The sequence below is a fragment of the Kitasatospora sp. HPM-01-4 genome (assembly GCF_051374625.1).
Classification (GTDB): domain Bacteria; phylum Actinomycetota; class Actinomycetes; order Streptomycetales; family Streptomycetaceae; genus Kitasatospora.
Genome location: NZ_JBPQGP010000005.1, coordinates 2310645 through 2328380, shown reverse-complemented (window position 1 = coordinate 2328380; position 17736 = coordinate 2310645). Strand labels below are relative to the sequence as shown.

Here is a 17736-nt window from a genome sequence, read left to right as displayed (position 1 = left end):
ATCGGGGCGCGACTGTGCGTTCACCTCCGATGTCGCGTTCAGCTTTCCTCCCCCTGATCCCAGCTGAAGAGTCGAGCGGCGAGCAGTGCGAGAGCGACGGCCGAGCCGACCAGTACCAGCCAGTCCACGGCGAGGCCGTGTTGAGAGGGCGCCCCGGTGAAGCCGTGGCTCAACGCATCCACCAGGTAGGTCGTCGGAAGTGCCTGGGAGACCGCGCGAAGCGGACCCGGCATCAGGTTCATCGGCAGGAACAAGCCACTGAACAGCATGGTCACCGGCATCAGCACGGCCAGCAGGGCGTTGGCCACCTCGGCGTTGCGCATCCTGGCCGCGACGAGATAGCCGAAGCCGAACAGCATCAGCGCTCCAAGCAGGCCGCTGACCAGCACGGGAAGCGCATCTCCCAAGGCCAGGAAGCCAGAGATCGTGGCGATCGCCCCGACCGCCACCACCTGTCCCATGACCAGCGCGAGGCGCACGGGCGCCTGTGCCAGGATGAAGGTCTGCCGCTTCAGCGGGGTGGTTCCGAGCATGCGCAGGGTGCCCCGTTGGCGCAGACCGATCAACGGCGTGGCGGTGCCGAAGAATGCCGCCGACATCAGTGCGATGAACAGCGCGGTAGGCAGCGAAGCCTTCACCGGGTCGAACGGCACCCCGCCGTCAGGAGTGCGGAAGACCGAACGGGCGGAGGAGCCTTGGCCGTTGTCGAGCGCGTCACGCATTCCGCGCACCACGCCGAACTTTCCGGCATCGACCGTCACCACCGGTCGGCCCTTCTCGTCCTGGACGATCGCGTCATAGCCGCCGAGCGAGCGGGGCTGATCCGGCACGGCTTGTTCGAGCTCCTTCACGGTGAGCCCGCTGACGTGGTCGAGGCGGTCGACGAGCCGGCGCTGAGCCGGCCCTGGTGCCACCGCCACGTGATACGAACCACCGCTGGTGAGCAGTCCCATGCCCACGAACATCGCCATGAAGAACAAGGGGAAGACCAGGACGAAGAACGCTGTCTTCCCGTCACGGAAAAGCTCCCGGGAATTCGTTCTCACCAACTGGGAGAACGTCGAATTACGAGGATTCATCCGCGCTGCCGTCCTCTTCTCCGCCGTTGTCCTTGCACGCCGAGGCGACCAGGTTGCGGAAGACCTCGTCCAAACCGCCGTGCGTAACCGACAGATCCGTCGCGTTCAGTGCGGGAGTCGAGGCGACGTGCTTCAGCACGGCATCGCCGTCTTCGGTGCTCACCTGCACGAGGACCCGACCGCGGGCGGATTCCGTCCGAACCGCGGAAACTCCGGGAAGCCTGCGTACCGAGGCCAGAACCGCGGGCGCGTCCGTGGTGAAGGAGACGGTGCTGAGGCCGCCGAGCTCACGGACGAGCTCCGCAGAGGTTCCCGATGCCACGATTCGTCCCGAGACCAGCACCCCGATGCGGTCGCAGAGCTGGGCGGCCTCGTTCATGTCGTGCGTGGTCAACAAGACCGAGCCGCCCGCTCGGCGGTGCGCCCTGACCACGTCCCACAGGAGCTCGCGCGCCTGCGGGTCCAGACCCGCGGCGGGCTCGTCGAGCACCAGCAGCTTCGGCCGGCCGACGATGCTGATCGCGAGCAACAGCCTGCGCCGCTGCCCGCCGGACAGCGCCTTGACCTTCTGCTCGGCCTGCTCGACCAGGCCGACATCCTTCAGGACCTGGTCGACCGCCAACGGCCGGAAGTAGAAGGAGGCCCACAGTTCGATCGTCTCCCGCGCCCTGAGCTGCGGGAACAGCGTGCCCTCCTGAGGCTGGACCGCTACCTGCCGACGCAGCTCGGGGCTTCTGTCCGCCGGATCGAGGCCGAGGACGCGGATCAGTCCGGCAGTGGGCCTGCGCAGGCCCACCAGGCACTCAAGCGTGGTGGTCTTGCCCGCACCGTTCGGCCCGATCAGTCCGAACACCTCGCCGGCGCCGACCTCCAACGAGACCCCGCGGACCGCCTCCTTCTCCCCGTAGCGTTTCCGCAGCCCTTCGACCCTCACGACGGCGGGAGCCGTGGGCGTCTGCCCCGGCGTAGCCGTCCCCTCCGCGGACGCCACCTCGTTCGACGACATCGGACTCCCCCCACAGGAATTTCGACGGATCGAGGCGAGCTTCCGGGTCGGAAAATGATGCCGGATCTCGCGGTGTTCAAATCTTCAACCGGAATCTGATCTCATGTTTCCGAAGTCGCCGCTCGGTCAGCCGAGTTGGTGCCGATGCTTACACGGGGTGCGGATCCTTCGCAAGCTGTTCGAGTTGTTCTGTGGGGGCAAGGAGTCGCAGGTTCGAATCACGTCGCCCTGACCTGCACAGTCGCAGGTCGTTTTCCGTTTTCGCTTGGTGGGAGCGGACTTTCCGCTTTTCTGCCACGTCGTGCTGGTACGTGGTCGCGCCGGTTGCCTCGGCCCGCCCGTCGGCCGCGCCGCCGTCCCGGCCCCGGGTGACGGTTCACCCGGCGTGGGCGAGCAGTTCCTCCGACAGGGCCCACAGGCGGCGGCCGTTGTCCGGGTCGACGGCGTAGCGGGCCACACCGTCCAGCGTGCCGGAACGGCGGTCGACGGTCCCGGTCTCGTTGCAGTCGGTGAAGTAGCGTCCCCCGATGCCTTCGAGGAGGGGTGAGGCGGCGAGCAGGACGGAGGTGGCGGCGCCCTGTTCGACGGTTTTGATCAGGTGCGCCGGGACCCTGCCGCGGCCGCCGGTGTGACGCTGCAGGTTGGTGTAGATGGCGCCGGGCATCAGGGCGTTGGCGGTGATGTTGTCCCCGGCCCAGCGGCGGGTCGCCTCCACCGCGAAGAGGACGTTGGCGGTCTTGGACTGACCGTAGGCCAGCCACGGATCGTACGGGCGGAAGGCGAAGTTGACGTCGTCCCACACGATCGGTGACTGCTGGTGGCCGGTGGAGCTGACGATGACGATGCGGGCGGAGCCGTCGGCGGCCAGCGCGCCGTGCAGCGCGGTGGCGAGGGCGAAGTGGCCCAGGTGGTTGGTGGCGAACTGCCACTCCCAGCCCTGGTCGGTGTACCGCTCGGGACAGGCCATGACACCGGCGTTGTTCACCAGGACGTGCAGCGGGCCCTGCCAGGCGGCGCCGAACGCGGTGGCGGACGCCGGATCCGTCAGGTCCAGCCGCGCGACGCGCACCTCCCGGTTTCCCGTCCTCGCGGTGATGTCCTCGGCGGCCCGCCGGCCCGCCGCCATGTCCCGGACGGCGAGGGTGACTTCCGCACCCGTGGCGGCCAGGGCGCGGGCCGTCTCCGCCCCGATGCCGGAGGAGGCGCCGGTGACCACCGCACGGCGGCCGGTGAGGTCGATCCCTTCCGCGACCTCGGCGGCCGTGCTGGGGAAACCGAACGCGGTGGTGAGGGTACTCATGAGTGAACTCCCTGTGGTGTGCGGTCTTCTGCGTGACGGCCCCGGGCTCAGGGGGTGAGCATCCGGTCCTGCTCGACGGGGGGAGTGCCGTCGTGCCACGGCAGCGCCTTGCCGAAGCGGACCAACTCGCCGTACAGGGCGGGATCGACCTGTTCCGCGAGGACCAGATCGAGTACGGGTCCGGCGGCCTGGGCGGGGGACCGGGCCCGGCCGTGGTCGCCGAACCAGGGGCGGGAGGTCGCGGTGTCGACCATGCCGGGGCACACGGAGGCGATCAGAGTGCCGGTGGCGAGGTCGTGTCCGCGGCGTTCGGCGGCGACCGCGCGGACGGCGGCGACCTGGGCCACCTTGGAGGGGACGTTCAGCCAGCGCGGCCAGCCCGCTTCCTGGGCGGTGTTGTTGTGGACGGCACTGCGCCAGGACTCGACGGCGTACTCGACCTGGTCGAGGCTCGCGCCGTCGAACAGCCGGTGCAGTCGCGGGTCGAGGTTGGCCGAGCGTACCGAGGCTGCTGGCCACGACGATCAGCCGGCCGCCCGGGCGCAGGACGGGGCAGAGGGAGCGCAGGACGGCGTGGGTGGCGGTGTTGGAGACGTCGATGAACTCGTCGGCCCGCGCGGCCTGCGACTCCTCGGGCAGCAGGCGGGCGACCGCGTTGGAGATGACGATGTCGACTCCGCCGTACCGCGTCGCGAGCTCGTCGGCGAGGCGGGCGACGGCGTCGGTGTCGGTGACGTCCAGGACCCGGCCCTCGACCCGGGCGCGGGTGCCGGGCAGCCGGGTGACCTCACGGGCGGCGTCCGTCACCCGCCGGTGGTCGCGGCCGGTGAGCAGAACCAGGTCGTCCGGGTCCATACGGGCGGCCAGTCCTTCGGTGAGGGCGCGGCCGAGTCCCTGGTTGGCGCCCGTGACGAGGGCGATGCGTGCGGTGTTCATGCATGCCACGCTAGGAAGGCCACTGCCATGCGTCCAACGAAAGTTGTGCACGGGTGCCATGCGTAATGGTCATGGACGTCGCGGAGGTGCCGCCGTCCCTCCGATACGCCGCGGCGTCGGGGCGACCCGTCCGGGTGCGTCAACCGGACGTCGGGCCCTCGCGCGCACCGGGGCGATGACGGAGACTCGGAACACCCGTCGGGCCGACCGATGGCGCCCGCCGCACGAGAAGGAGCACCCGCCTTGACGAGCGAACCGCAGACCGTAGCGGGAGTGAGCGTCCCGGACACCAAGATCGCCCGGGAGGCCACCGAACTGGTCCGCGACACCACCGACGAGCTGATCTACCACCACTCGCGGCGCGTCTACTTCTTCGGCAGTCTCCAGGGCCGCCGCCGCGACCTGAGTTTCGACCCCGAACTCCTCTACCTCGGGGCCATGTTCCACGACCTGGGGCTGTCCGAGCGGTTCCACGGCAGCGGGCGCCGCTTCGAGGTGGACAGCGCGGACGAGGCCCGGCGCTTCCTGGCGGACCGCCAGGTCCCGGAGGACAGCGTGCGCCGGGTGTGGACGGCCATCGCCCTGCACACCACACCGGGCATCCCGGAGTTCATGGAACCCGAGGTGGCCCTGGTCACGGCCGGTGTCGAGTACGACGTCCTCGGAATCGGGTACCAGGACCTCTCCGACGCCGACCGTGCCGCCGTGGTGGCCCTGCACCCGCGCCCGGACTTCAAGCGGCGCATCCTGCATGCCTTCACCGAAGGGACGCGCCACAAGCCGGAGACCACCTTCGGCAACGTCAAGGCCGACGTCCTCGCCCACTACGAGCCGGGCTTCGAGCGCGGGGACTTCGTGCGGATCATCCTGGACTCCGCATGGCCGGAGTGACCAGTGCGGAGCTCCCGCGGCGGCCGTACCCCGGCCGCCGCGGGGGCGGCAGGTGCGGCCACCCGTGCCGTCCGCGGCCGTACGGACGCCGTGACCGGCCCCGGGTGCTCTCCGTGTGCCGGCTCGCGGACGAGTCGGCGGGGCAGCAGACCCGGCACCGCCGCACGGCCGCGATCCTCGTCCTTCCGACAGCGAGGACAGCCTCATGGATTCGTCTGATCTGACCGGGCGCGTGGCCCCGGTGACCGGAGCGACCAGCGGCATCGGCGCAGCCACCGCCGCGCTGCTGGCCCGGCGGGGAGCGCACGTCGTGGTCGCCGGCCGCGACGGCTCCCGTGGTGAGTCCGTGGTCGCCGACGTCCACGCCCACGGCGGCAAGGCCGACTTCGTCGCGGCCGACCTGAGCGAGGCGCGGTCGCTGCGGCAGCTGGTGCGACGGGCCGTACTGTCCGTGGACGGCGGCCGTACGGCCGTCTGACCCGCGCGGCCGTCTGACCCGCGCGGTCTGCCGGAGCCCCGGCCGGGTACCACCGGCCCAGGGCCTGGGGCGGACCGGTCCGCGGCGTCAGGGGGTGAACAGCCCGGGGTTGCTCTCGGCGAACTGGCGGACGCCGGTCGCCGGATGCCCGGTGATCTGCTCGACCTCCCCGGTCACCCGGTCGTACCGGTTCTCCGCGTGCAGGCGCGCCATCGTCGACAGGTGGTCGAGGACGTGATCCGGCAGCCCCTGGCCGCGCAGGTCGTGCTCGACCCACTCCTCGTAGGGCGGGTCGACGTAGACGACCGGGCGGTCCAAGGCCTTGCTGAGCTCGGCCGCCATCGCCGTCAGGTCCTCGGAGACCGGTCCGGTGAGCTCGTGGACACGGCCGATGTGCGGTGCGGGGTCCGCCAGGATCTCGGCGACCACCGCGGCGACGTCCCGGGCGGCGATGGGCGAGGTACGGCCGGTGCCGAACGGCAGTCGCAGCTCCCCGTTCCGGGCGACCGAGGCGAAGGCGAGCCGGAACAGCGGGTTCTCCATGAACACGGTCGGCCGGATGTGCACCACCGGCAGGCCCGACCAGTTCAGGACCTGCTCCGTCAGCCAGTGCTGCCGCTGCTGCGTCGACTCCTCGGTGCTGGTCAGGTCCATCTGGGAGACGGTCATCTGGGACATGTTGACGAACACTTCCAGTCCCTGCCGGGCACGCGCCGCGGCCGCCGTGACCAGGGCCGCCTCCAGGTACTGCGACGACACGGCCATGCCGAAGTACATACGTGAGCACCCGTCCAGCACGCGTACGACGTCGGCGGGCCGGGTCAGGTCCCCGATCACCACCTCGGCACCCGTCGCGCGCAGGGCCGCGGCACGCTCGTCCTCACGCCGGACCATCGCCCTCACCGGCAGGCCGCGCCTCCTGAGGTCCTCCACCACCGACCGGCCCACCGCCCCGACACTGCCCGCGGCACCCGTGACAAGAATCAGCGGTCCGTCCATGAACCCTCACCTCCAGCCGTAGGGGGGTGGCAGCGGCCTGCCACCCCCGTCCTCTGAGCTTCCTCTCCCGTTCCGGCTCGCGCTCGCCCACCGGCCGTGGCGGCCGCGGGCGACGGCAGGATCCCGCGGTCGAGCAGGTACTGCGACCAGGCCTCGGCCCCATCGGCGTGGTCTACTGATATTTCAGTCAGCGCGGGGGTGCACGGGAGTCGTGTACAAGAAGTCGCGTAGGGTGTCGGACTATGGCCGGTCGTAGAACAGCAATCCTGGAGGCCGCCGCGCGCGTGATCGCACGGCGAGGGGTCCGTGGTCTCCGTGTGGAGGAACTCGCCTCGGAGGCCGGCGTGTCCACCGCGCTGATCTACTACCACTTCAAGGACCGCACGGGGATCCTTCGCCAGACTCTCGAGTTCATCAGCGACCGCGCCGAGCACTACACCAGGGAGCAGGTGACGGCCGGCGAGCCCCTGGGTCCCCGTGAGGAGCTGGAGCAGGTCCTGCTGCTGGAGTTCCAGGACACCCCCGAGGTGCGGGAGAACAGCACGGCCTGGGGAGAACTGCGGGCCAGCGCGGTCTTCGAGCCCGACCTGCGCGAGGACCTGGCCAGGGCCACCCTCGTCTGGGTCCAGGAGATCGCCGAGATTCTCGGGCGGGTCCAGCCGATGGCGTCGGCGATGGCACTGGCCGGAACGGCCGAGCGGCTCACCGCCCTGCTGGAGGGGCTGAGCGTGCGCTGGCTCAGCGGAGGGCTGCCGTTGGACCACGCCCGCACCCTGATGGCGGCCGCCATCGACGCAGAGGTGGAGCGACTGCGCCGTTAGCGGGCCGGAAGCCCCGCCGCACGGCGCGCCCACCCTCCCACGACACGGACCGGATCGCCGCGTACGGCTGCTCGCAAGGGCTTGCGGGCGCCCTGGTCTCCGGATGGGGCGCCCGACACGCTCCGTACACGGTCCAGGCGCGAGCCGGGTGACCACCGGGGCGGGCAACGCCGCAGCCGGCGGCCCGTCCGCCGGTCCGCCCGGTGCGCGTCGACGCCGTGACGTCGCGGAACACCGCATGCCCGGTAGTCATCACCAAGTGCGAGGCCCAGCTTCGACAACTTGACTGACTTTTCAGTCAGTGTCACAGTGAGTCATGCAGCCGGGTCGACGGGAGCGGATGAGCGCGAGTGTCACCGCCGGCTGCTGCGGCCGGGCCTTCACGTCGGTGCCCAGCCGCCTCGCCCGTGCGAACGGGCCTGCTTCGTCGACGTCTCCCCTCAAATCGGGCGTTTGCCGCCCTCCGGGGGCAGAGCAATACTCAGTCTGGAGATCCCCATGAGTGACCCGTACACCCGCCCTACGCTCGGTGACCACCTCATCGGTCCGTCCCGCCGCGCCGTGCTCGGTGCCGCGGGCCTGGGGACGGCCGGACTCGCCTTCGGCTCCCAGATGTTCGCCGGTTCACCGGCATTCGCCGCCGAGGGCGGCGCCGCACTGCGGCCCCGAGTGCCCATGGACGACGTCCCGCACGTGCGGACCTGGATGTCCTGGCCGTCGCGCAAGTCGGTCTGGGGACGCCGGCTGCGAGGGGTGCAGGAGGACATCGCGCTGATCGCCCGCACCATCGCGCGCTACGAGCCCGTGGTGATGTGCGCGCCGGACGACTACTCGGTCTCGGAGGCCCAGTACTGGTGCGGCCCCACCGTCTCCGTGATCGGCTCGATCCCGACGGACGACCTCTGGATGCGCGACATCGCCCCGGTCTTCCGGCGCGACGGCCGCGGCGGACTCCAGGCGGTCGGGCTGAACTTCAACGGCTGGGGACGGAAGCAGGTCCACACCGACGACGCCCACGTCGCGGAGAACGTCGCCCATCTGAACGGCGTGCCCTTCATCCGCGCCGACTTCGTCGGTGAGGGCGGGGGCATCGAGACCGACGGCGACGGGACGGTGATGGCGACCGAGAGCAGCCTGGTCAACAAGAACCGCAACCGCGGGTGGAGCCGCGAGGAGGTCGAGGCCGCGGTCCTCGACGTCTACGGCGCGGACAAGATGATCTGGGTGCCGGGCATCAAGGGCAAGGACATCACCGACGACCACATCGACGTCACGTCCCGCTTCGTCCGTCCCGGCGTGGTCATGGTCCAGCTGCCGCCCGACGACCGCAACGACGCCTGGGCCCGGGACGCGCGCGAGCAGTTCGCCATCCTCGCCGGGGCGACCGACGCTCGCGGACGCCGGCTGGAGGTCATCCGGGTCGACGGTCCGGACACGGTCCGCTCGCGGAGTTCCGACTTCGTCGACTCGTACCTCAACTTCCATGTCGTCAACGGCGCGGTCATCGCCGCCCAGTTCGGCGACGGCTACAAGGACGCGGCCGCCAGGCGGACGCTGGAGGCGGCCTTCCCCGGCCGTGAGGTCGTGCAGCTCGACGTCGACCGGCTCATGGCCGGCGGCGGTGGCATCCACTGTTCGACGATGCAGGAGCCGCTCCCGTAGTACGCCCGGCCTTCCACCTGAGCACGAGCCCGCCGCCGCGCGCCCTCACCGCTCAGCAGCCCTCCGCCCGCAGAGATCCGGCCGCCCCGGAACTCGCTCCGCCTGCCACCCTGGAGAACCTCATGTTCCCGTCCGCTCCTTCCCGCCGTACCGTGCTGCGGTCCGTCGCCGGTGCCGGCCTCGTCGCACTCGGCGCCGCCGCCTGCGCCGGTCCCGATGACACGGCCGACCCCGGCGCACCGACGGCCGACGGGACCGCCCAGCCCGGCGGGCCGACCGGTGCGACCCGGGGACGCAAGTTCGGTGCCGAGTGGGAGAAGCACGAGCGCACCTTCATGGCGTGGCCGGCCTCGGAGGACATCTGGGGCGGCCAGCTCAAAGCCGTGCGCAAGGACATCGCGGGTGTGGCGCGGGCGATCGGCAGCCGGGAGCCGGTGGTTCTGCTGGTCAAGCCGGGCCAGGAGAGTTCGGCGCGGAACGCCTGCGGCTCGGACGTAGAGATCTTCTCCACCCCGCTGGACGATCTGTGGGCCCGGGACACCGTGCCGGTGTTCGTGGAGGAGGCCGGAAAGGTCAAGGGGGTCGACTTCAACTTCAGCGGCTGGGGCGGCAAGCAGCAGCACGCCAACGACGCCCGCATCGCCCGTGCGGTTCTGACCAAGTACGGCATCGACCGGATCGCGACCCCTGTCGTCGCCGAGGGCGGCTCGTTCGAGACCGACGGACAGGGCACCCTGATGGTCACCGAGAGCTCGGTCGTCAACGACAACCGCAACCGCGGCAAGAGCCGGGACCAGATCGAGGCGGAGCTCAAGCAGGCCCTGGGCGTGACCAAGGTGATCTGGCTGGCGGGCGTGCGCGGCAAGGACATCACCGACGCCCACGTCGACTGCCTGGCCCGTTTCGCCGCCCCGGGCGTCGTCTTCCTCGACCAGGCGTTCCCGGGCCTGCCCGCCGACGTCTGGTCGCGCTCGGCCGACCAGGCCAGGTCCGTCCTGGCGGACGCCACCGACGCGACCGGCAAGAAGCTGAAGGTCATCGAGATCCAGCAGCCCGACCCGGACCAGATCACCGGCCGCGGCGACGCCTTCGTCTCCTCGTACATGAACTTCTACATCGGCAACAAGGGCGTCTACCTGCCGCTGTTCGGCGACCAGAGGGCCGACGGCCACGCCCAGGAGATCATGAAGGACCACTTCCCGGACCGCGAGATCGTCCCGATCCAGATCGACACCATCGCCTCCGGCGGTGGCGGCATCCACTGCTCCACCCACGACCAGCCCGCCGGCTGACCCGTCCCCGGGCGGCACCCGGCCCGGGAGCGCCCGCGCGCACCCGGGCCGGAGTCCCGGAAGGCTCCCTCGGGCCTTGCGTCAGGCCTCGCGGGCGAGCGGGAACTGCCCCGGGTCACATAGCGTTTGAACGCCCGGGTGACGTGGGCCCGGTCGTAGAAGCCGACCGTCCGGGCCACCTCCGAGAGCGACCGTCCCTCGGTCGGCAGCGAGCGCGCCCGCCGGACCCGCGGCTGGATCCGGTACGCGTGCGGCGGCAGTCCCATCGCGACCACCGTCTGTCCTGTACGGAATCGCTGCGGCGCATCCCTTCGCGGAACCGCTCCCGGACCCCCGGCGGCGGCCCGGCGCGACGCTCCCCGGTATCCGCTCCCGCCCGTGCGCCGAGAGGCCGCGCCCGGATCGCGCGGTTGCCGTTCCCATGGGACGAAATGACCGTTCGGGTGCGGGATATGAGGTCCGGCTGATAAGACATGTGGGAATCCTGTACAGGAACGCCGGCTTGTTGGCGGACCGAACCGCGAGGTGCGCTCCGCCGTGGAGGTAGCTGCGTACATGCGTGAGTGGTCGACGCCCCGATCCGCCCCGTCCGAACGCAGCGATCCCGGCCTCGACCGGTTGAAAGCCGTCCTGGGCGGGTGGCGCGACTCCCTGCTGGACATGGGCGGGCGCAATCGGCTGCTGAACTTCCGTCACACCCGGACGGCCACTCTCGAGGTGGTGGCACCGGACGCCGCCTCCGTCCTGGCCGGTCTGACCGGAGCGCTCAAGGGCTGGGACTTCGCGGCCGTGGCGGAGGAGAAGAGCCCCGCCGTCCGGTCGGCCGACGCGCCCCCGCGGGAACTCCGCACGCTGGTCACGCAGAAGACCACCCAGGCGTCCCTGAACACCGCGCTCTACGTGCTGCGCGGCAAGTCGGGCCAGATGTTCAACGACTACGGTCTGTGGGTGCTGTGGCTGGGTGTCGGCATGCTCGACTGGCGCGAGGAAGGCGCCCACGAGAGCAGTTCGGCCCCGTTGCTGCTGGTCCCGGTCGAGCTGCGGCGTGACGGCCGGGGAAGTGCCCGGCTGTACCCGAGGGAGGACCAGGAGCGGATCCACAACCCGGCGCTCGCGGTCAAGATGGACCGGCTGGGTGTCGACTGGAGCCCGGTGACCGGAGCCGACGTCGCCGAGGTGCCAGCGGTGCTGGCCGCCGCCCGTGCCGTGGCCGCCGCCCACGACGGTTGGACGGTCGAGGACCGGGTCGTGCTCGGCCTGTTCGCCTCGTACAAGGAGTTCATGTACCAGGACCTCCTGCAGAACGAGGAGCGGATCCTGGACCACCCGCTGGCGCGCGCCATAGCACTGGGGCCCGACGCGGGTCTGCCCGCCGACCTGATCGACTTCGAGCCGCCGGAGGTGGAGCGGATCGACGAGATCCAGCTGCCCGAGCGGACACCGCTGGTCCTGGACGCCGACGCCTCGCAACGCCAGTGCATCGCCGCCGCGCTCGACGGGCGCTCGTTCGTCATGAGCGGTCCGCCCGGCACCGGCAAGAGCCAGACCATCACCAACATGATCGCCGCACTGATGCACTCGGGGCGCAGCGTCCTGTTCGTCAGCGAGAAGGCGGCGGCGCTGGACGTGGTGCGCAACCGCCTGCGCGGCGTCGGCCTGGGCGACTTCGTCCTGTCCCTGCACAGCGGTGACACCACCAAGAAGGCCGTCGCGACGGAGCTCGCCCGGGTGCTCACCACCGAGGCCCGGGTCACGGGCGCGGCCGAGCACGAGCTGGACCGGGCCCGTCTGCTGCGAGAGGAACTCTCCGCGTACGCCGCGGCCATGAACCAGCCGCGCGAGCCGCTCCGGCGCACGCTGCACGACGTGTTCGGGCGGCTGGCGCTGCTTGACTCGGCCGGGACCCCTCAGGTGTCGCTGAGCAGCCGGAACACCCCGGCAGTACGTGCGCTCGGAGCCGGGCACCTGCAGCGGCTGATTGATGCCGCCGCGGCCGTCAGCCGTGCGTGGCGCCCGGTCGGGGAGGGGGAGGCGTTCGTCTGGCGCGCTCTGGCCGGCGACGGCGCGCTCGCCGTGGCGGAGGAGGCCGCCGACGGGCTCAGGGCGCTGCGGGTGGCTGTGGAGCGGCGTCCCTTCGCGGCCTCGCTACCGGAGCCGACCACCGTCGACGCGGTGCAGCAGCTGGTGCGAACCGTCCGCGGCGGCCTTCCGGATCGTCTGTCCGGCGCCGGTACCGCTCTGCCGGACGACTGCACCGGCGTACTCGCCCAGCTGGCCGCTCTCCTCGGGCTGCCGGAGCCGACGATGCCCGAGTCGGCGTTCGAGCTTCTCCAACTCGCCGACCTGGCAGCCGCTGTGCACCGCCCGCCCGCCCAGTGGTTCGATGACACGGCACTCCGCCGGGCACACCGGGCGGCGGAGGAGCTGCGGGCGGCACTCGCGGCCGAGGAGCAGGCCAGAGCGGCAGCGGCGGACGTGTTCGGCGACGGCGTTCTCACCGCGGTCGAACTGCCCCAGCTGGTACGGCGGTTCGCCGAGGAGCACCACGGCTGGTTCCTGCGGTTCAACGCCCGGTTCAGGGCCGACTGCGAGGCGGTGGCCGCTCTCACGCTCCGCGGAGTGTGGGAGAAGAGCCTGAGCGGGCGGCTGGGACAGGCGCTGGCCTGGCAGACCGCCGCCGCCGAGGTCGTCCGACTGGCCGATACGCACGAGGAGTTGCTCGGCCGCTACACGCCTCGCCGCACGCAGGAGCTCGCCGCGCTCGAGCAGGCGCTGGCCACCGCCGACACCATCGCCCGGCTGACCCGTGGCGCCGTGGACGGGGACGCCGCCGTGGCGCGACTGGCCGACGGCGGGGAGCCTGGTGAACTGATGGCGCTGCTGGCCCGCAACGCCCGCACGGTACTCGGCGACTGGTGCGACGCGACCTGGGGCCGGGTCACCCGCTGGTCGGAGTCGGCGGCGGCGCTGCGCGACCTCTTCGACACCGCGCGCCGTGCGCAGCTGTGGCTGGAGCTGTCGGCTTCGGTCGATCGGGCGCAGGCTCTTCTGGACGCCCTGCTGGCCGACCGGAACGGGCCGCAGGAGTGGCGGGCCTACCGGGACGGGATGGCGGTACTGGCCGGGCACGGCGCGGACGATCTGGTCGCCCGCGCAGCCGAGCGGGGCATCGCGCCCGGGCAGTTGCCCGCCGTCGTCGAACAGGCGGTGCTCAAGGCCTGGGCCGACGACATCCTGGCGACCGATGCGCGGTTGCGCACCACCCGGTCCGCCGATCTGGACGCCAGGGTCGCGGACTTCCGGGAGGCCGACCGACGCCTGGTCGCCGCGGCGGGCGGAGCCGTCATAGAGGCGTGCAACCGTCGGCGGCCCCGCAGCTTCGCCGGCGGAGCGGCTGCCGTCATCATCCGGCAGTCGGAGCTGAAGACCCGGCACATGCCGGTGCGCGACCTGCTGGACCGCACCCGGGACGTCGTGCTGTCGGTCAAGCCCTGTTTCATGATGAGTCCGCTGACGGTCAGTCAGTTTCTCCCGGCGGACTACCGGTTCGATGTGGTGATCTTCGACGAGGCGTCCCAGGTCCGTCCGGGCGACGCGGTCAACTGCATCTACCGCGGGCGTTCTCTGGTGGTCGCGGGTGATGCCAGGCAGTTGCCGCCCACCTCGTTCTTCGACTCCTCGGTCGAGGACGACTCCGACGAGTACGGCGAGGACGTGCCCGACTCCTTCGAGTCGCTGCTGGACGCGTGCAAGGCCGGCGCCATGCGAGAGCTCCCGCTGCGCTGGCACTACCGCAGCCGCCACGAGAACCTGATCACATTCAGCAACCGCTCCTTCTACCAGAACTCCATGGTGACCTTCCCCGGTGCCCGGGAGGAGGGGAACGACGTCGGCGTCGCGTTCCTGAAGGCGAACGGCGTCTACGACCGCGGCGGCCGCCGCGACAACCGGGTCGAGGCGGACTTCGTCGCGGAACGGGTCATCCACCACTTCGACACCCGGCCAGGCCGCACCCTCGGGGTGGTCGCGCTCTCCCAGGCCCAGGCCTCGGCCATCGAGCAGGCCGTCCAGCAGGCGCGGCTGCTCCGTCCCGACCTGGAGGGCTGCTTCACCGAGGACCGGCTCGACGGCTTCTTCATCAAGAACCTCGAATCGGTGCAGGGCGATGAGCGCGACGTGATGATCATGTCGATCGGCTACGGTCCCGACGAGCACGGCAGACTGGCCATGAGTTTCGGCCCGATCAACCGCGCCGGCGGCTGGCGGCGGCTGAACGTGGCGGTGACCCGCGCCCGCTACCGGATGGAGGTGGTCGCCTCCTTCAACGGCGGCGTCCTCGGCGACAGTGCGAACGAGAGCATCGGCCATCTGAAGCGCTATCTGCAGTACGCCGAGAACGGGCCCGCCGTCCTCGCCGGCGATCTGGTCCAGGAGGACGCCGAGCCGGACAGCCCCTTCGAGGAGTCCGTGCTGCAGGTGCTGCGCGGCTGGGGCTACCAGGTCCAGCCGCAGGTCGGCGTCGCGGGCTACCGCATCGACATGGGGGTGCGCCACCCGCAGCTCCCCGGCACGTACGCGCTCGGTATCGAGTGCGACGGAGCCATGTACCACTCCTCCAGGGCGGCACGGGACCGGGACCGACTGCGTGAGCAAGTGCTGGCCGGTCTCGGCTGGCGACTCCACCGGATCTGGGGGACGGACTGGTACCGCGGGCGGGCCGAGGCTGAGGAGCGGTTGCGCGAGGCCGTGCGGGAGGCCGTCGAGAGCGGGCCGCCGGAGACCTCGGTGGCGACCGCACCGGCGGACCCGTCCGGCACCGGGACCGACGGGCCCGGCGCGGATTCGGCGGGCGCACCGGCAGGCCCGGAGGATGCCGCGACCGATGGTCCGGTCCGGGTACCGCACGGGCGGTCGCCGGTGGAACCCGAACGCGTCCCGGTCACCGCTCCGGTCCGCTCCTGGAGCGCTCCCTATCGGGCGTACCGGGGCTCGGTCCCCGTGGCGCACGAACTGCACACGCCCGAGGCCCGGCCCGCGATCGAACGAGTCCTGCTCGGGACTGTCGAAGCCGAGGGCCCGATCCACGACGAACTGCTGGTCCAGCGGGTGCGCGAAGTCTGGGGAGTCGGCCGGGCCGGTGCCCGGATCCGTGACAACGTCAACACGGTCCTCGGCCGGCTGGTCCAGGCGGGCCGGGTCGCCCGGGACGGCGAGTTCACCGACGCCGTGGGCAGGCGAGAGGAGCGGGCCCGGCACCCCGGGCACGACGGCGGGCGCAGGTTCGACCACGTCGCCCCCGGTGAGCGCCGGCTCGTGCTGCGGGAGCTGGCGGCCGAGTGCCCCGGCATGTCCGAGGGCGAACTGGTCCGGCAGGCCTGCGAGTTCTTCGGCTGGCGGCGGGTCACGAAGGACACCAGGGCCGGCCTGGAGAGCGATCTCGCGGACCTCTATGCGCAGGGCACGCTCGACAACTCCTCCGGCCAGGTCAGAGTGGTCCCGGCGTGATCCGCGCGGGCCCGGCGGCCACCGCCGGGCCCGCGCGGGGCCGTCAGTTCCCGGCGGCCCTCCTCAGCCGCCGGCGCCGCAGCACGGAGCGGATCAGTGCGGCCTCCAGGGCGCCCATCACGCCGTAGACGATGTACATGGCCGGGTCGGTGAGTATCGAGGTGTCGCCGACCGCCCCCGCCACCGCGAACGCGAGGATGACGCCCCAGATCCAGGCGGCGGCGGTGAGCACCGTCAGCATGAGGCGCTGCACCTTGGTGAAGGGCGGCCCGGCCTTCGCTGCCGGTGCGGCCGGTGCGGAGGCGCCCCTGGGTGCGGTCGGGCGCTTTTGGCGGGGCGGCATGCGTACCAGGGCGTGGGCGGGCACGGCGGCGTCCACCATGGCGAGGGACTGCACGTCGACGTCGAAGCAGCCGGGTTCGAGCTGGACGGTGATGCCGTCCGTGCCGATCAGCCGGCGGCCGCCGTCGGGCCAGCTGAGGAAGGCCGCGCAGGCGTCGTACCGGACGGTGACGGCGTTCTCGTCGTCGACCAGGCTGACGCCCTCGGCACCGAGTACCAGGTCCGGGGCACCCTTCTCGCGGGAGCGGTGGCGCTTGCCGACGACGGCCACCGACGAGGAGACCGGGGCGGCGGAGTACCCGGCCCAGTCCGCACGGCGTCCGCCCGGCACGCGCAACAGCCCTGCGGCCTGGGCCTGTTGGGCGATGGCGTGGACGTCCTGGGTGGTGGCGGCCCAGAGTTCGGCGCGCAGGTCGTCGATGCCGCGCAGCGGCAGGCCGCCGAGCAGGTCGGCGGCGAGGCCGGAGAGCCGGCCGGCCTCGGCGTCGGGCTGGGTGTACTCCTCGTCGATCCGCCTGCGCAGGGCGTCGAGTTCGTCCTGCGGCACGCCGACGGCGGCGAGGCGGGCGAGCACGTCGATGAAGCCGCCGAGTACGGCGTCCTGCTGCTCGGGCAGCGCGTCGGCGAGGGCGACCACGGTGGACCACCCGTCGCCGCGGTGCGCCTGGGCGGCGGTGGCGGTGTACGAGTAGCCGCCTTCCTGTCGCAGGACGCGGAAGAGTTCGCGGTCGAGGCAGGCCGCGTACAGCGCGGTGGCGGTGGAGCGCGGCAGGACGGTCTCGAAGAGCACCTGCCCCTTGCCGCCGGAGAAGTACGCGGGCGTGACGGGCAGTGCGGAGGTGGCGGCGGGGACGGGCATCCTCGGGCCGGGCCGCAGCGGCAGGCGCAGCCCCGCGGGGAGCCGCTCGCCGGCCACCCAGAGGGCGGCGTTGCCCTGGGTGAACCAGGTGTCGGCCCACTGCTGCACGGCCTGGCCGTCGACGCTGTGCAGCCCCCACTCCGGGTAGCTGCACAGGCCGTGGCCCTGCGCGCCGTACCGCCACTGGCCGGTGGTCTCGGCGGCACCGGGCGAGCGGCCGGCCTCCTCGGTGCGCAGGATGTCCTTCTCGGTCTCCAGGCGCTCCATCGGGAGAGCCGTCAGGGACTGGCAGACGCTGAGCAGGAAGGAGCTGACGTCCGCCTCGGTGCCCTCCAGGTGGAAGTGCGTGTGCAGCGGGCCGGTGGCGCCGTTGAGGTGGTGGTCGGCGACACCGCTGCGGTACAGCGCGAGGTGCTCCACGAGGTGGGTGACGCCGTGCCGGGCCAGGGTCTCGTCGGCCCAGCCGACCCGGAAGACCAGGCCGGCGGCGAACCGCCCGGGGCGCTGGACGAAGACGGCGGGCACGCCGTCGACCTCGAACTGGTGGATCACGGTGGAGCCTCCGG

The 17736-nt window shown here is 71.7% G+C and carries 11 protein-coding genes and 1 pseudogene; 6 read left to right on the top strand and 6 right to left on the bottom strand.

The annotated features are described in order from the left end of the window. Positions 1-38 precede the first annotated feature (38 nt). The 4 genes and pseudogenes from ACSMTC_RS09850 to ACSMTC_RS09835 all read right to left on the bottom strand — a co-directional run bounded on the left by ACSMTC_RS09850 (position 39) and on the right by ACSMTC_RS09835 (position 4321). The gene (locus tag ACSMTC_RS09850) at positions 39-1079 is read right to left on the bottom strand and encodes an ABC transporter permease (RefSeq protein ID WP_436559285.1); all 1041 of its coding nucleotides are present in this window, start codon (positions 1077-1079) and stop codon (positions 39-41) included. Further along, on the bottom strand, positions 1066-2085 hold the full coding sequence (locus ACSMTC_RS09845) for an ABC transporter ATP-binding protein (protein WP_436559284.1): 1020 nt from the start codon (positions 2083-2085) through the stop codon (positions 1066-1068). The genes ACSMTC_RS09850 and ACSMTC_RS09845 overlap by 14 nt, the downstream gene beginning before the upstream one ends. Before the next feature lie 376 nt (positions 2086-2461). Beyond that, positions 2462-3385 (bottom strand): SDR family NAD(P)-dependent oxidoreductase, encoded by a 924-nt coding sequence (locus ACSMTC_RS09840; protein ID WP_436559283.1) that lies wholly within the window; start codon positions 3383-3385, stop codon positions 2462-2464. Positions 3386-3432: 47 nt separating this feature from the next. Then, a pseudogene (locus tag ACSMTC_RS09835) lies at positions 3433-4321 on the bottom strand (SDR family NAD(P)-dependent oxidoreductase). Positions 4322-4531: 210 nt separating this feature from the next. Here ACSMTC_RS09835 and ACSMTC_RS09830 point away from each other — a divergent pair. Together ACSMTC_RS09830 and ACSMTC_RS09825 are read left to right on the top strand one after the other, a co-directional pair. Then, positions 4532-5212: an HD domain-containing protein gene (locus tag ACSMTC_RS09830; protein ID WP_436559282.1), complete on the top strand. Its 681-nt coding sequence runs from the start codon at positions 4532-4534 to the stop codon at positions 5210-5212. Positions 5213-5417: 205 nt separating this feature from the next. Continuing rightward, the gene (locus ACSMTC_RS09825; protein WP_436559281.1) at positions 5418-5690 is read left to right on the top strand and encodes an SDR family NAD(P)-dependent oxidoreductase; all 273 of its coding nucleotides are present in this window, start codon (positions 5418-5420) and stop codon (positions 5688-5690) included. 87 nt (positions 5691-5777) lie between these two features. Here the strand turns inward: ACSMTC_RS09825 and ACSMTC_RS09820 are convergent, their stop codons facing one another. Further along, positions 5778-6689, bottom strand: coding sequence for an NAD(P)H-binding protein (locus tag ACSMTC_RS09820; RefSeq protein ID WP_436559280.1), 912 nt, complete (start codon positions 6687-6689; stop codon positions 5778-5780). Positions 6690-6931: 242 nt separating this feature from the next. Between ACSMTC_RS09820 and ACSMTC_RS09815 the strand changes: the two genes are divergently transcribed. From ACSMTC_RS09815 to ACSMTC_RS09800, 4 genes are all read left to right on the top strand, one after another. Continuing rightward, a complete protein-coding gene (locus ACSMTC_RS09815; RefSeq protein WP_436559279.1) occupies positions 6932-7510 on the top strand; it encodes a TetR/AcrR family transcriptional regulator in 579 nt (192 codons plus the stop codon). A gap of 498 nt (positions 7511-8008) precedes the next feature. Beyond that, positions 8009-9172, top strand: coding sequence for an agmatine deiminase family protein (locus ACSMTC_RS09810; RefSeq protein ID WP_436559278.1), 1164 nt, complete (start codon positions 8009-8011; stop codon positions 9170-9172). 122 nt (positions 9173-9294) lie between these two features. After that, positions 9295-10464, top strand: coding sequence for an agmatine deiminase family protein (locus ACSMTC_RS09805; protein WP_436559277.1), 1170 nt, complete (start codon positions 9295-9297; stop codon positions 10462-10464). Between the two features lie 555 nt (positions 10465-11019). Further along, entirely contained in the window at positions 11020-15969 is a 4950-nt protein-coding gene (locus ACSMTC_RS09800; protein WP_436559276.1) for a DUF3320 domain-containing protein, read from the top strand. Positions 15970-16012: 43 nt separating this feature from the next. On the opposite strand, the gene ACSMTC_RS09795 is transcribed toward ACSMTC_RS09800, so the two are convergent. Then, a complete protein-coding gene (locus ACSMTC_RS09795; RefSeq protein WP_436559275.1) occupies positions 16013-17722 on the bottom strand; it encodes a peptidase M16 family protein in 1710 nt (569 codons plus the stop codon). Between the last annotated feature and the right edge of the window lie 14 nt (positions 17723-17736).